At 36.3% G+C, this 12,247-nt stretch carries 18 protein-coding genes; 14 read left to right on the top strand and 4 right to left on the bottom strand.

Annotated features, from left to right (window positions below; translation table 11 throughout):
- The first annotated feature begins 695 nt into the window (after nt 1-695).
- Entirely contained in the window at nt 696-1,130 is a 435-nt protein-coding gene (locus FNJ88_RS06515) for a hypothetical protein (RefSeq protein WP_143852417.1), read from the top strand.
- A gap of 92 nt (nt 1,131-1,222) precedes the next feature.
- Here FNJ88_RS06515 and FNJ88_RS06510 read toward each other — a convergent pair whose 3' ends face one another.
- Genes FNJ88_RS06510 through FNJ88_RS06500 form a run of 3 tightly spaced genes read right to left on the bottom strand, consistent with a single transcriptional unit; the run spans nt 1,223 to nt 2,154 of the window.
- Complete coding sequence (locus FNJ88_RS06510) at nt 1,223-1,555, bottom strand: type II toxin-antitoxin system RelE/ParE family toxin (protein WP_143852416.1); 333 nt, start codon at nt 1,553-1,555, stop codon at nt 1,223-1,225.
- Nucleotides 1,545-1,775 carry a hypothetical protein gene (locus FNJ88_RS06505; protein ID WP_143852415.1) on the bottom strand — a complete coding sequence of 77 codons (231 nt, stop codon included), beginning with the start codon at nt 1,773-1,775 and terminating at the stop codon, nt 1,545-1,547. Before FNJ88_RS06505 ends, FNJ88_RS06510 begins: the two co-directional genes overlap by 11 nt.
- A gap of 13 nt (nt 1,776-1,788) precedes the next feature.
- Nucleotides 1,789-2,154, bottom strand: coding sequence for a helix-turn-helix domain-containing protein (locus tag FNJ88_RS06500; protein WP_143852414.1), 366 nt, complete (start codon nt 2,152-2,154; stop codon nt 1,789-1,791).
- Nucleotides 2,155-2,302: 148 nt separating this feature from the next.
- Between FNJ88_RS06500 and FNJ88_RS06495 the strand changes: the two genes are divergently transcribed.
- Both FNJ88_RS06495 and FNJ88_RS06490 read left to right on the top strand, forming a co-directional pair.
- The gene (locus tag FNJ88_RS06495) at nt 2,303-4,687 is read left to right on the top strand and encodes a CHC2 zinc finger domain-containing protein (protein WP_143852413.1); all 2,385 of its coding nucleotides are present in this window, start codon (nt 2,303-2,305) and stop codon (nt 4,685-4,687) included.
- Nucleotides 4,688-4,779: 92 nt separating this feature from the next.
- Nucleotides 4,780-5,406 (top strand): tyrosine-type recombinase/integrase, encoded by a 627-nt coding sequence (locus tag FNJ88_RS06490; protein WP_143852412.1) that lies wholly within the window; start codon nt 4,780-4,782, stop codon nt 5,404-5,406.
- A gap of 509 nt (nt 5,407-5,915) precedes the next feature.
- Here FNJ88_RS06490 and FNJ88_RS06485 read toward each other — a convergent pair.
- A complete protein-coding gene (locus FNJ88_RS06485; RefSeq protein ID WP_143852411.1) occupies nt 5,916-6,335 on the bottom strand; it encodes a helix-turn-helix domain-containing protein in 420 nt (139 codons plus the stop codon).
- Nucleotides 6,336-6,437: 102 nt separating this feature from the next.
- On the opposite strand from FNJ88_RS06485, the gene FNJ88_RS06480 reads away from it, so the two are divergent.
- Genes FNJ88_RS06480 through FNJ88_RS14505 form a run of 11 tightly spaced genes read left to right on the top strand, consistent with a single transcriptional unit; the run spans nt 6,438 to nt 12,239 of the window.
- Nucleotides 6,438-6,647 carry a hypothetical protein gene (locus FNJ88_RS06480; RefSeq protein ID WP_143852410.1) on the top strand — a complete coding sequence of 70 codons (210 nt, stop codon included), beginning with the start codon at nt 6,438-6,440 and terminating at the stop codon, nt 6,645-6,647.
- Complete coding sequence (locus tag FNJ88_RS14295; protein WP_185145867.1) at nt 6,644-6,787, top strand: hypothetical protein; 144 nt, start codon at nt 6,644-6,646, stop codon at nt 6,785-6,787. Before FNJ88_RS06480 ends, FNJ88_RS14295 begins: the two co-directional genes overlap by 4 nt.
- 2 nt (nt 6,788-6,789) lie before the next feature.
- On the top strand, nt 6,790-8,850 hold the full coding sequence (locus tag FNJ88_RS06475; RefSeq protein ID WP_143852409.1) for a hypothetical protein: 2,061 nt from the start codon (nt 6,790-6,792) through the stop codon (nt 8,848-8,850).
- A 19-nt stretch (nt 8,851-8,869) separates the two neighbouring features.
- The gene (locus FNJ88_RS06470; RefSeq protein ID WP_143852408.1) at nt 8,870-9,748 is read left to right on the top strand and encodes an ATP-binding protein; all 879 of its coding nucleotides are present in this window, start codon (nt 8,870-8,872) and stop codon (nt 9,746-9,748) included.
- A gap of 39 nt (nt 9,749-9,787) precedes the next feature.
- The gene (locus FNJ88_RS06465; protein ID WP_143852407.1) at nt 9,788-10,378 is read left to right on the top strand and encodes an ATP-binding protein; all 591 of its coding nucleotides are present in this window, start codon (nt 9,788-9,790) and stop codon (nt 10,376-10,378) included.
- Between the two features lie 17 nt (nt 10,379-10,395).
- Nucleotides 10,396-10,788, top strand: coding sequence for a hypothetical protein (locus tag FNJ88_RS06460; protein WP_143852406.1), 393 nt, complete (start codon nt 10,396-10,398; stop codon nt 10,786-10,788).
- 4 nt (nt 10,789-10,792) lie between these two features.
- The gene (locus tag FNJ88_RS06455) at nt 10,793-11,032 is read left to right on the top strand and encodes a hypothetical protein (protein ID WP_143852405.1); all 240 of its coding nucleotides are present in this window, start codon (nt 10,793-10,795) and stop codon (nt 11,030-11,032) included.
- The gene (locus tag FNJ88_RS06450; RefSeq protein ID WP_185145866.1) at nt 11,025-11,198 is read left to right on the top strand and encodes a hypothetical protein; all 174 of its coding nucleotides are present in this window, start codon (nt 11,025-11,027) and stop codon (nt 11,196-11,198) included. Before FNJ88_RS06455 ends, FNJ88_RS06450 begins: the two co-directional genes overlap by 8 nt.
- 4 nt (nt 11,199-11,202) lie before the next feature.
- A complete protein-coding gene (locus FNJ88_RS06445; RefSeq protein ID WP_143852403.1) occupies nt 11,203-11,403 on the top strand; it encodes a hypothetical protein in 201 nt (66 codons plus the stop codon).
- Between the two features lie 9 nt (nt 11,404-11,412).
- Nucleotides 11,413-12,111, top strand: a complete 699-nt coding sequence (locus FNJ88_RS06440; RefSeq protein ID WP_143852402.1) for a DUF3164 family protein — start codon at nt 11,413-11,415, stop codon at nt 12,109-12,111.
- The gene (locus FNJ88_RS14505; protein ID WP_262711468.1) at nt 12,111-12,239 is read left to right on the top strand and encodes a hypothetical protein; all 129 of its coding nucleotides are present in this window, start codon (nt 12,111-12,113) and stop codon (nt 12,237-12,239) included. The genes FNJ88_RS06440 and FNJ88_RS14505 overlap by 1 nt, the downstream gene beginning before the upstream one ends.
- Nucleotides 12,240-12,247 lie beyond the last annotated feature (8 nt).

Genomic DNA, 12,247 nt, shown 5'->3' with positions numbered 1-12,247 from the left:
TTGTAAAACAGCAGAAGATTGGGCTAATTATAGAGGTTATTGGGAGAATGCTTTAGAGATGACAGGTCAGAATATGTATACCGGCCTACTGAATGACAATATCAATGTTTCTTTTATGGATGGCAATATGAGTCATCCTGTTGTAAGTATAAATGGACAAGTTCAGGATTTAGAGGATAGAAGTAGATTGGATGTTTTTGGTGAATTTTATACACCAATTATCAATATTTCTGAGGTAATGATAACGAAAGGTAGTAGTTGGTTATCAAGAAATGTTATTAATCCTATAAAATCTTTATTCTCTAATGGAGAAGCAGCTACCGAAGCTACTACTTCCTCAAAAGCAAGTGTGTTAAGTGCAAACCGTCAACGAGGAGCAGATTTTGAAAAGACGACAAAAACAAAACTTGAATCTACTGGAAGTCAAGTTGCAGAACAAGTAACTGTCAAAGCTGCTGACGGAACAAAAACAAGATTAGATTTTGTTACTAAAAATGGACAAGGAAATATTAATTGTATTGAATGTAAATCATCAGCAACAGCACCGCTCACACCAAATCAAAAAACGGCATTTCCTCAAATCCAACAAACAGGAGGAACAGTAGTAGGAAATAATGGAGCTGGAATAGGATTACCTAACGGTACTACAATTCCACCCACTCCTGTTCAAGTAGTTAGACCATAATAAAAATAAAATGACATACGACAGAATAGATTGGCATTCATCGGGCGATAATTTTCCTAGGAGTTTAGAGTTCAAAAATGGAGGAACACATATAGGAATGTTTATAACATGGACTATTCAAAATAATTTAATTGGAGAACTTCATCTACAAGATTCTAAAGAATCCTTAGAAAAAGTTAAGAATAGAAAAATTACAGGACGAGATTTTTTAATAAAAGAATGTGACAGTAAGTTCTGGGATGAAGATTTGAATGAAGAAGGGAATAAATTTGCTAAATACTATTATGCAAATCAGGAATATGGTGATTATATTTTAGATTATGAGAAAGCTTTTAATAATTATAATAATTTATATCAAGTAGATGATACTTGGTCAAATTATGATAAGATAAAGCCTATAATAGACAAGCGCTATAAAGAATGGAAAGCGACTTTCTCTAAATAATAACTAAAATCCCATCGACCCCCGCTCCGCAAAGTGTCCTCACTTTGAGGTATTAATAAACAAAAGCCAACTTTTAGGAGTTGGCTTTTGGCTTATAAAAGATTTTCATTTTTCAGAATTTCTGTAATCTCTTTCTGTGAGATACTATCCTGTTGAGATTTGTCAAAAATAGAGAAAAGATATATTTTTTGGTTAATGATACGTGCGAGATACATCACTCTCATCCCGCCGGATTTGCCTTTGTTTTTAGAAGCCACGGCGAGACGGATTTTAAAAATTTCGTTTCCAAGGGAGGTTCCAAGTGTTGGGTCTTCCTGTAAAAGTTCACCCAGTTCTGCGAGTTCAGATTTTAAGGAGGCATATTTTTTTAATAATTTTTTGGCTTCCTTTTTAAAATTATCGGTAAGAATTAGATCATAACTCATTGAGGAAACTTTTTAAAGAAGTTCCTTTTTTCTCGCCTTTTTCTATTTGGTTTACTTCAATTAAACCCTTTGTGATGTTGTCAATAATGGCTTTTTTATCAGTATTTATATTGCTTTGTGAGATTTTGAACTTTAATTTTAAGGCTTTTCCAAAGGCTTTTAAAGCATTAACTTCTTCAGAAGTATCGGGTTCAAAAATCACGATATTTTGTGTTTGCATAATATTTTAAATTTTATAGTGCTGCAACGTTTTTATTAAAAAAATCTTTGAATTTAGATTTGGTAAGCATCCCGTCAATAATGCGGTAGATTGCGTTTTTGTCCTCGTCTTCCAGTTGTTCTATCAATAAAAGTTTTTCATTAATATTTTTATTTTCAATGGTCACTTCAGTCGGAATATTGCCCTCGTAATTAATAATCTGGTCTATAGTCATTCCGAAAAGTTGGGCAATTTTATTTAATGCATCAATGGAAAGCTCACGTTCGCCTTTTTCTGTTTTATTGTAATTAGCAGGATGTAAACCCGCTGCTAAAGCAATTTCCTTTTGGAGCAATCCTTTCTGCTCTCTGATTTTTTTAATGTTCAATCCTATTTGCATAACTCAAAGTTTATAAAGCAAATATAGTCAATTAGTATATTTAAATCCAATATATAAACTTTTTGACCTTTTATAATTGTCAAATAATTAATTATTTTATAACTTTGCAATAGTCAAAAAGACTAAAAATAATTATAAACCATTGTTTATGGAGATTACAGCGATAAAAGAACAATTAAGTTTATCCACTATCCTGCAGTATTACGGCTTAAAACCCGACAAGAACACAAAAATGTGTTGTCCGTTCCATGAGGATAAAACACCATCAATGCAGGTTTACTACAAAACCCAAACGGCTTATTGTTTTTCTTCCAAATGCAAAACCCACGGCAAGAGTATAGACGTGATCGATTTTATAATGTACAAGGAAAGCCTATCCAAACACGAAGCATTAATAAAAGCAGAAACGCTTTTGAACAGTAGTCCTGCATTGTCCATTAATGGAAATGTAAAAACCAAAGTCCAGAATCTGGAATTATCCCAAAGCCAGTTTTTAGGAAATATGTTCCAATATTTTAGGAATGCCATCAGCAACAGCAAGCCTGCAAAGGAATATTTAGAAAAAAGGAATTTAGACAATTCCATTTTAGAGATTGGTTACAACTCTGGTCAGTTTCACCATGGAGAAAGGAAAACGGAGGAATTATTGAAACAGGCATTAGAAACAGGATTGCTTTTAGATAAAGGACTAATCAACAGCAGAACCGGAGAAAAAGGATTTAGTCCTTTTGGGAAATGGTGCATCTGTTTTGCGCTCAGAAATCAGAAGAATGAAGTTACAGGATTGTATTTTAGAAGTGTTTTAAATGATGATAAAGCGAAACATTATTATCTAAAAAATCGAAGCGGGATTTACCCAGGTTATCCAAAACCCGAAACTAAAAAACTTATTTTAACGGAAGCCATTATTGATGGAGCAAGTTTATTACAAATTGAATCTATAAAAAAGGACTATGAAATTATAAGTTGTTTTGGAACAAACGGATTGAATGATGAAATCTTAAAATCTATCAAAGAACTTCCAGAACTGGAGGAAATTATCTTTTGTTTTGATCAGGACGACGCAGGAAAAGAAGCCGTAAATAAATATGCAAAAGTTCTGCAGGAGGAAATCCCAAAGATAAAAACATCAAATTTAGAATTACCCAACAACGATGTAAACGAAACCCTGCAACTTCATAACGAGGAAATATTTTTAGAACTTTTAGAAAAGCGGACTATTTTATTTTCAACTGAAAAAATAACTGAAAATAAATCTGTGGAATCCGTGGGATCTGTGAGCCAAAAAGCAGAAAAGCCAGTGAGCAACACTATCGACTTTTTAAGCCAAAAAAACCTGTTGCAGGAACTCAACAAACTCATAGAAAAAGCCGGCATCATCGGCGAGGAAAACAGTCGGTTATTATTGTTTTTAATCACGATCAGTTATTTAAATAAAAGTCCGCTTCATGGAATTGTGCAAGGATCCAGCGGAAGCGGAAAAACCCATATCATCAGCAGAATAGCGGATTTAATGCCACAGGAAGATGTCTTAAGATTTACAAGAATTACCGAATCAAGTCTGTACAATTGGGGAGAATTTGATTTATTCCAAAAGATAATCATCATCGAGGATCTGGACGGTTTAAAAGAAGATGCTTTGTATGCTTTAAGAGAATTTATCAGTAACCAAGTTTTAAGAAGTTCGGTAACCATTAAAGATAAAAAGGGAAACAATAAATCTTCTCATAAAATCGTGAAAGGACAGTTTTCCTCACTTTCTGCCACCACAAAAGGCGAAATGTATGAGGACAATATGAACCGCAGTTTTATAGTCGCCATTAATGAAAGCGAAGAACAGACAGAGAAAATAATCGCCTACCAAAACCGCAGGAATGCGGGAGAAATCGATAAAAACACCCAAGAAAAAGCGATTGGTTTTACACAGAAAATCGTCAGAAATCTAAAGCATTACGAGGTTGTAAATCCCTACGCCACACAGATAAAACTACCGAATAACGTGAAAAATAAAAGGCGCTTAAATGAAATGTTCCAAAGTATCATTAAGCAAATCACATTAATCCATCAGTTCCAGCGAGAAGTTAAAAACGGTTTTTTAATTACAGAAATCGAGGATATTGAGAATGCAGTGGAGATATTATTCGAGAGTATTATTTTAAAGATTGATGAATTGGACGGCAGTTTGAGGCAGTTTTTTGAGAAATTAAAGAAGAGTTTTAAGGAAGAAAGTTTTACAAGGTTTGATGCGATGGAAGTGACGGGATTTAAGAAAACCCAACTGCAGTTTTATCTCAATGATCTGGTAAGGTTGGAATATTTAAAACAAATCGGTTTTGCCAACAAAGGATTTAGATATAAAATCTCTTACAGTGATAATATCCAGAAAGTTAGAAAGGATTTAAAAGAAGAATTTAGCAAACAAATAGAAGAATTAAAAAAATTGCCTCACCTGCAAGGTGTGAACGCTACCGAACACAAGCGAACACTAAACGGAAGCCAGCCGAGCGCTAAAGAACAACCTACGATGGCTTAAAATGCTGACAACCAACAATTAGCAACCAACAATTATTTAGCGTTCGGTAAAACTGAATATATTGAGTAAGCAAACCAATCATAGGTGTAGTAATGAATGAAGAATCAATCTTAAAATTTAGAATAGAATTACAGAATTTAGGCTATTGTGAAGCTGTTGTAAACTCTTATCCCAAGCAGATTAGATGGTTTTTAGATTACTGTAAAAAAGAAAAAGAAGACATCACTTCCAGGGATATTTTAGACTACCACAAAAGTTTAGAAACCACCAAAAGCCGGGTTACAAAATCCAATTTAAGCCAAAGTTCTATTGCAGGAAAAATGCGAAGTATAAGACTTTATTTTGATTATTTACAGAGAATTGGAGAGATAAAAATCAATCCCTACCAACTGAAAATAAAATCCCCTAAGTATGAAGAAAGGAAAATATTTAGTCGGGAAGAAATAACAAAATTATATGAAAAAAGCAGTCCCTTACAACTCATTATCCTGCATTTATGTTACGGTTGTGGATTGCGCCGGAATGAAGCCGCAGAACTAAAGATAAAGGATATCGATCTAGAAAATTGTCTGCTGTATATCAAAAAAGGAAAAGGCAAAAAAAGAAGAGTGATCCCATTTACAAAGCAGGTTCAGAGAGATATTAAAGATTTTATTTTTTCAACTGAAATCGAGGAACGAGTATGCCCCTCAATACTAAATGTAAAGAATAAAACATAAACAAAAAAGCCAAAAAAGCCAATAATCATAAGTGTTTCGGGTGTTTTTGATTGTTAATCATGGATAAATCGAAATGTAAATTTATCACCGTTTAGTACCATAATGCTACCGTTTAAATCAATTTTAAAAGAAGATTAAACTCATTACCACTATGTAAAGCCAATATAGCGACCAATAGTACTGTTAATAGTCCTAGAACCTCTGTTCTGGGACTATTTTCGTTTCAAAGATCATCCTTTGATATAGGTACTGGTGCCTCATTTCTGATTTATAAAAAAGGAACTAAATTCCTATTGGATTAACACTTGGATTAACACTTGGATTAACAAAGTGTAGTAAAATAAACATCGTGGAATAACTCTATTGTACTCTAAAAGCATCAAAACAGCATAAAACCCCGTTCAAAATCGCCTTAATTACATCTTGATCAACAGAAAGAATGAGCGTAAACAGCTGACTAACTGAAAGTTATGATATGTGTTTAATTATAACGTAGCAAAAAAGACGTGTTATTTCTTCTTTTTACTTAATTCAGGTTCAGGTTCAGCAACCATAGAATAAGAAACCGTCTCTGAGTATCTTTTATTTTGTAGGTTGGTGTTTTCCGTTTCCAACAAATGAATTTTGTCTTTTAGTTCCTGTATTGTATGTAAGAGTTCGATATTCTGTTTTGCCCATTCATACTGCTCTTTGTAGTGATCGCCCGAAATCATTTCGGGTTTTTGATCAGATTCAACAGTTGAAACCAACCAGTCTAAGGATTTAGACAGAATTTTACCTAACTCAATCGCTTGTAAAAGTGTCGGCATTAGTTTACCACGCTCAATTTTTGAGAACTGACTAGGATCCATTCCCAGTTTTTCTGCAAGATCCTTTTGACTCAAATTTATCGCTTCACGAGCTTCTTTGATTCTACTTCCAATTATCATGATGTTAGTTTTTTTTCACTAAAAAGGAAAATAATTCCATTAATATTTTTTTAAATGGAATATAGTTCCTTTCTTTGCTTCATTAATGAAACAAAAAAGACAATGAACAAACCTACGAAAAAAAGACAGACCTACAATGTAGAAGTTATCAATGCACTTACAGAAGAGTTCGAAGTTTCTTCTCAATTCGTAAGACAGTGCATTAGAAAAGAAAAACACAGCCTCACTGCAGATAACATCAGAAAGAAATATAACGAAATGGCTGGCGCTTCTCTTAACGCAATCAAAAACTTTAAAAAAAACCTGATATGAGATTCATTTATTCCTATAAAAAGAACATTTTTTTCCCTTTAGAAGGGAATACAGTAGAAATCAGAATATACCATTCTGTACTCGGAGGTTCAATCACCTGGATGACTTCAAAAAAATTGCCCGCTAATTTAACCACTTAGATATGCCACACTTTTGGAACAACACAAATACCGTGGCAGTATTTCCGGAAGAACTTATACCGGAGCACTGGAAGAACCAAGCTTGCCTGTCTGTTGAGATCAGCAGAAACAAGTCTAATTCTTTCGGAGTGAAGGCACTGCAGCGCGGTGGTGGCAAAGGCAAAAAAATGATCATTGATTTCGATTCATTGCCAGCACACATTCAGCAAGCTTTGGGAGATCCACGCAAAATGGAACACAATCTTTTGTATTTCTACAAAACCGATTCTGTTGCCGTTGATTTTTACACCTCATTCACGCGTCCAGATGGTTCTCACTTGAATCCAGACGAACAGCAACGATATATTACCAATGCAAGCGTAATGATCAGTGTGGTGAAACTCAGAAGCAAGCACCAAACCGAGCGCATCAAAATGGGAATGTCGCTGAAAGGTCTCAATACTTTTCTGTGTGAAGAAAGCAACTCATTCAATCCTATTTTGTTGAAAAAGTTTTCTTTTAGTCATAATCTGCCAACGCATCCAACCCGATTTAAAGAAGCTTTAAACGAGTTTGAAACTCCATTTAATCAATGGCCTTACAACTTTCTATCGATCATTAAAGATGTGGAAGGAAAACGTAAACAGAACGCCCGAATTGTAGATGATATTACAGAAGCAATCTTAAACGGTCTTTTCGCCAATATCTCACACAAACCGACCGCAACTGAAATTTATCGTGCTTATGAAGCATTTTTAAACGGATATGCACAGGTTTACAACGAAGATACAGGCGAAATCTACGATCCGAAAGCATTCCCGAAACTTTCGGAAAGTACAGTTGCTCTATATATCTCTAAATGGGAAAATCAAGCAGCCACGCACAAACTTCGTTCCGGGGATCGTCAGAAATATATGGGCAAATTCAAACCATACCACCAATTGGAGCGTCCAAAGTTTGCAGGTTCGCTGATTTCAATTGATGACAGAAACCCACCTTTCAAAGATTTAGACGGTAAAAGAGTTTGGTTTTACAACGGGATCGATTTGGCTTCTGAATGTTACACCGTTTTTGTTTACGGCAAAACCAAAGAAGGAATTATCACCGAGTTCTACCGTCAGATGGTCAGAAATTACACAGAATGGGGTTTAAATCTTCCTGATGGACTCGAAGCTGAGTCTGCATTGAACAGCAGTTTTAAAGAAACTTTCCTGCAAGAAGGATATATGTTCCAGAATGTACGGATTGAAGCCAACAATGCACGAGGAAAAAGAATTGAGCGCTATTTCGGAGCACTGCGATATGAAGTGGAGAAACAACGTGAAGGATGGTTGGCCAGACCGCACGCGAAATCAGAATCCAATCAGATGGGTGCAGCAACAGTTCCGATGGTTCCTTATGATCAAATTGTGGAAGGTGCCATACAAGATTTATACACTTGGAATAATTCGCCACACTCTCAGGATCCATCAGTTACCCGTTGGGAATATTTCTTACAGAATCAACACCCGGAACTGAAACCAACGAACTGGAAAGCGATTTTGCCCTTTCTAGGTTATGAGCAAAAATCATCCTGTAACACCGGTTACATCAAACTGCAGGGAAAACCAAGAGCGATCGCAATGGATGGAAAAATCTGCTTAGGTGAAAAACTCATCAATGTAATGAAAGCCATTGAAGGAAAAGAAATCGACATCTACTGGCTGGATGATAACCAAGGCAACGTGATGAAAGCATTAGCATTCTACGAAGGAAGATTTATCTGTGAAGTTCAGGAAATGCCGAAATACAACAGAGCCATTATTGAACGCACCGATGCTGATGAAGCAGCCAGAGAATTACAAAGCAGTTATGTGGCAAGTGTGGACGGCTTTATCAGAAGTCAGGAAAAATCATTAATGAAAATTAATATTTATCACCAACCGAAACCGATACCACAGAATGGATTCTTTATCCCGGGAATGAAACATAACAACAGGTTTAGCCCAACAGATCCTGACACGGTAGAAACTATTGATATCGAAGACGAAGAGAAAATGGCAGCCGTGCCGTCTGTAAGTTGGCAAAACGCATTCATGAAATAAACTTTTAAAAAAAATAAGGATGGAATTATCACTAGAATATAAGCAGCAAGTAAAAACGGTTCTTTTGGAACGTCGCCCTAATTTCGGCGGTACCGATGCGCAGTTTGCAAAGATCTACGGCATCAATGGTTCAGTATTCAGCAGATTGAACAAAGGAGAAATCGACGGTCTTATTTCACCGTCTCAGTGGCTTCAAATCGGTCGTGAACTTGATATTAATCCAAAGAAAAGCAGTTGGAAAGTAGTTCGCACGAAGGTTTATACTGAAATAGAATCCAGTATTCATTTCTGCCAGACTTTCTCACGCTCTATGGTTTTGGTTGATGCCTGTGGAATCGGCAAAACTTTCTCAGCAAAGAATATCGTGAAAACTATGCGCAATGCTTTTTATGTGGATTGTTCCCAAGCCAAAAGCAAGCAGTTATTCGTTCGCCACTTCGCCAAAACTTTAGGAATCGATAACAAAGGAAAATACGTCGATGTAAAAGAGAATCTGAAATATTATATCAATCAGCTCGACAGTCCGGTGTTTGTGTTGGATGAAGTTGGAGACTTAGAATACACGGCTTTTTTAGAATTAAAAGAACTGTGGAATTCAGCAGACGGGACCTGTGGTTGGCTCATGATGGGTGCAGATGGATTGCGAAACAAAATCCAGAAAGGAATCAACAATAAGAAAGTTGGTTTTGCTGAAATATTCAGCCGCTTTTCTGACGAGTTCATTCAATTGACACCCAATGGTGTTGCCGATAAAAAAGCATTTTACAATGAATTATTAACGCAGGTTGCCACCGCCAACCATACCGGAAACCAACCAGTAGAAGCACTGGTGAAAATCTGTCTGAACAAAGAAGCAACCCTGAGACATCTGGAAACTTTAATCAAAATTTCTGTATAGATGAGGGCCTACACTGTAAGTAATATACTGAACCGCAAAATGAAAATATTAACGCTCACAGGAATTTGGCTAACCATCTTTGGAAATCCCGAAAGAACCGGAAAAGTATGGATCATTTACGGCGAAGAAAAACAAGGTAAAACATGGTTTGCCATGTTGCTGGCTCAATTCCTCAGCACGCTGGAACCAGTGCTTTATATCTCAGCAGAAGAGGGTTTGGGATTAACGTTCCAGGAAGTGATTGTAAGAGCCAATTTCGACCCGAAAAATAAGAAGTTCAAAGCGTACGGATATGTTCCCTTGGCAGATTTAAAAGCCACTTTGAAAAAACGGTACGCCCCCAAACTGGTCTTTATCGATAACGTTACTTTTTATTCGGATGAACTGAAAAACGGCGGACTGCAGGAACTCTTAAAAGAAAATCCAGATAAACTCTTCATTTTCTTAGCCCACGAAGATCGTGGCGAACCGTACACGGCGACCGCAAAGATGATCAAGAGATTAGCGGACAGAATTGTAAGAGTTCAGGGATTGGTTGCCACGGTTGGCGGCAGAACCACCGGCGGACAGTTTTGCATCGACCAGGAAAAAGCAATGATCCTTCACGGATCTGATATCATTAATAACTAACGCAAACATTCACAACAATGAAAACCATAAACAACAATCCAAACAACCCGAACCGCTTTTTGATCAAGCGCGCTCTAGGGTACAATGACTGGGGGTACGATAATCTGATTCATCAGTTTTTCGTTACCTGGTGCGAGGCAATGGCTCTGAAATTTTTCCATAAAGACAGAGACCTTATTTCCAATGAAACGCTGTACAATTATTATCAAAGGCAGTGGCAAATATTGGTAGAAACCAGAATGATTCAGGAATACGGCGGTTATCTGCAGAACAATATACAAGATTCCGCTCAAACCTATTACAAATTCATTTATGAGTTCGCAATGGAACTGGAAAATTATTATCCGGCTTCGCTGATCAAGCAACCAAAACCGAAACCAAAACCTCAATATCAATTTAACCTCAATTAAAATTATGGACGAAAAAGAAGAAATCAAAGCAATCCTGGAACGCATGAGAAAAGCCAACATGCCTGCCATTTTCCTAGCCTTCGACGGGGAACATTTTATCAATGTAAAAAACTGCAAACTCGAAGTCGTTGCTCAATTGGTAGTTAACCAAATCGAAAGCAGTGACGAAATGAAAGAAGCTTTTGTGCTGGAACTGGAAAAACTGACCATTGATGAACTTACAAACGCTTCCGAAAATGGCTAACGAGTTTTTTCCACCCACCGAGGCCGACTTAGACCAAATGATCGTACAGGTTCAGAAAGAAATGGACTCAGCACTTACCCAATTGGAATACGATGTTCTGCACGACCGATTGAAAGATTTGAGAGAACAAAGAAGACAATTATTAATTAACAACAATATCATTTAAAATTATGACCAATTCAGCAAATATAGGTTATGGAAACCTTACAAAGGGATTAAACAGAAGTCAACGACGAGAAAAACCACAACGAGAGTTTTCCAATAAAAAAGGAATTCAACTGGTGGTGATCGGCGTACAGAAATACAAAAGAGTATTTCAGAAAATCGGAAACAAAACAATAGTTCACAGCATTTTAGTTCACCCAGTATAATTAATTACCATGACATTAGACATTACCAAACTTTCACCAGAAGAAAGAAAAAACCTAGTCGCTCAGGCGAAACAAATTGAAAAGCAGGAAAAAGAACAACGAGTTAATGACCTGCAGGCGTTAGAAGATATTGCAAAAGAAGTGGTTCCGGTATCGTTTGCACTTTTGTTGGAGGCTTCCGATAATTTAGCCAAAGCTAAAGAACAGGTGTTCAAAAACTTCATTGATTATTTAGAAATGAAGATCGACACCATCGGCATCAAAAGCAATCAGCAAAGTCACACCATTACCTACGGCAATCACTCGATTAAATTGGGTTACCGAATTACAGATGGTTATACCGATGACGCAGGTTACGGATTGGCAATGGTTCACAAGTTTCTCGCAACCTTGGCAAAAGATGAAAACTCTAAAAAACTCTTAGCAACTATTTCAAGGCTCTTGCAGAAAAACGCAAAAGGCGACTTGGATAGTAAGAAGGTTTTAGAACTGAGACAAATCGCGGATAAATATTATGCAGATACCGACTTTCAAAAAGGTTTAGAAATCATTCAAAACTCGTACAAACCGAAAATATCGAAATGGTTTATTGAAGCGTATCTGATAGATGGTACAGGCATCGAACAAAGTGTGCCACTTTCTATTACCGGTGTCAACTTACCCGATGATGTGGATCTTACTTTTTTACTTCCTAAAGAAACTGAATAATGATAACACTTATTATAGTATTAATGTTTGGAATCTGTATCGGTTTCCTATTAGGACTCATTGCTTATCTCATTGCAGATGGTTTATTTCAAATCGATTTATCAAAGCCGCATGATGAATATGATTAATAATTGAT

The organism is Chryseobacterium sp. SNU WT5, assembly GCF_007362475.1.
In the GTDB taxonomy this organism is placed as follows: domain Bacteria; phylum Bacteroidota; class Bacteroidia; order Flavobacteriales; family Weeksellaceae; genus Kaistella.
This window is presented reverse-complemented; position numbering and strand designations above follow the sequence as displayed.

Coding starts and splice junctions, on each gene's coding strand:
- FNJ88_RS06515 (WP_143852417.1), top strand. CDS start 696: ATGACATACGACAGAATAGATTGGCATTCATCGGGCGATAATTTTCCT.
- FNJ88_RS06510 (WP_143852416.1), bottom strand. CDS start 1,555: ATGAGTTATGATCTAATTCTTACCGATAATTTTAAAAAGGAAGCCAAA.
- FNJ88_RS06505 (WP_143852415.1), bottom strand. CDS start 1,775: ATGCAAACACAAAATATCGTGATTTTTGAACCCGATACTTCTGAAGAA.
- FNJ88_RS06500 (WP_143852414.1), bottom strand. CDS start 2,154: ATGCAAATAGGATTGAACATTAAAAAAATCAGAGAGCAGAAAGGATTG.
- FNJ88_RS06495 (WP_143852413.1), top strand. CDS start 2,303: ATGGAGATTACAGCGATAAAAGAACAATTAAGTTTATCCACTATCCTG.
- FNJ88_RS06490 (WP_143852412.1), top strand. CDS start 4,780: ATGAATGAAGAATCAATCTTAAAATTTAGAATAGAATTACAGAATTTA.
- FNJ88_RS06485 (WP_143852411.1), bottom strand. CDS start 6,335: ATGATAATTGGAAGTAGAATCAAAGAAGCTCGTGAAGCGATAAATTTG.
- FNJ88_RS06480 (WP_143852410.1), top strand. CDS start 6,438: ATGAACAAACCTACGAAAAAAAGACAGACCTACAATGTAGAAGTTATC.
- FNJ88_RS14295 (WP_185145867.1), top strand. CDS start 6,644: ATGAGATTCATTTATTCCTATAAAAAGAACATTTTTTTCCCTTTAGAA.
- FNJ88_RS06475 (WP_143852409.1), top strand. CDS start 6,790: ATGCCACACTTTTGGAACAACACAAATACCGTGGCAGTATTTCCGGAA.
- FNJ88_RS06470 (WP_143852408.1), top strand. CDS start 8,870: ATGGAATTATCACTAGAATATAAGCAGCAAGTAAAAACGGTTCTTTTG.
- FNJ88_RS06465 (WP_143852407.1), top strand. CDS start 9,788: ATGAAAATATTAACGCTCACAGGAATTTGGCTAACCATCTTTGGAAAT.
- FNJ88_RS06460 (WP_143852406.1), top strand. CDS start 10,396: ATGAAAACCATAAACAACAATCCAAACAACCCGAACCGCTTTTTGATC.
- FNJ88_RS06455 (WP_143852405.1), top strand. CDS start 10,793: ATGGACGAAAAAGAAGAAATCAAAGCAATCCTGGAACGCATGAGAAAA.
- FNJ88_RS06450 (WP_185145866.1), top strand. CDS start 11,025: ATGGCTAACGAGTTTTTTCCACCCACCGAGGCCGACTTAGACCAAATG.
- FNJ88_RS06445 (WP_143852403.1), top strand. CDS start 11,203: ATGACCAATTCAGCAAATATAGGTTATGGAAACCTTACAAAGGGATTA.
- FNJ88_RS06440 (WP_143852402.1), top strand. CDS start 11,413: ATGACATTAGACATTACCAAACTTTCACCAGAAGAAAGAAAAAACCTA.
- FNJ88_RS14505 (WP_262711468.1), top strand. CDS start 12,111: ATGATAACACTTATTATAGTATTAATGTTTGGAATCTGTATCGGTTTC.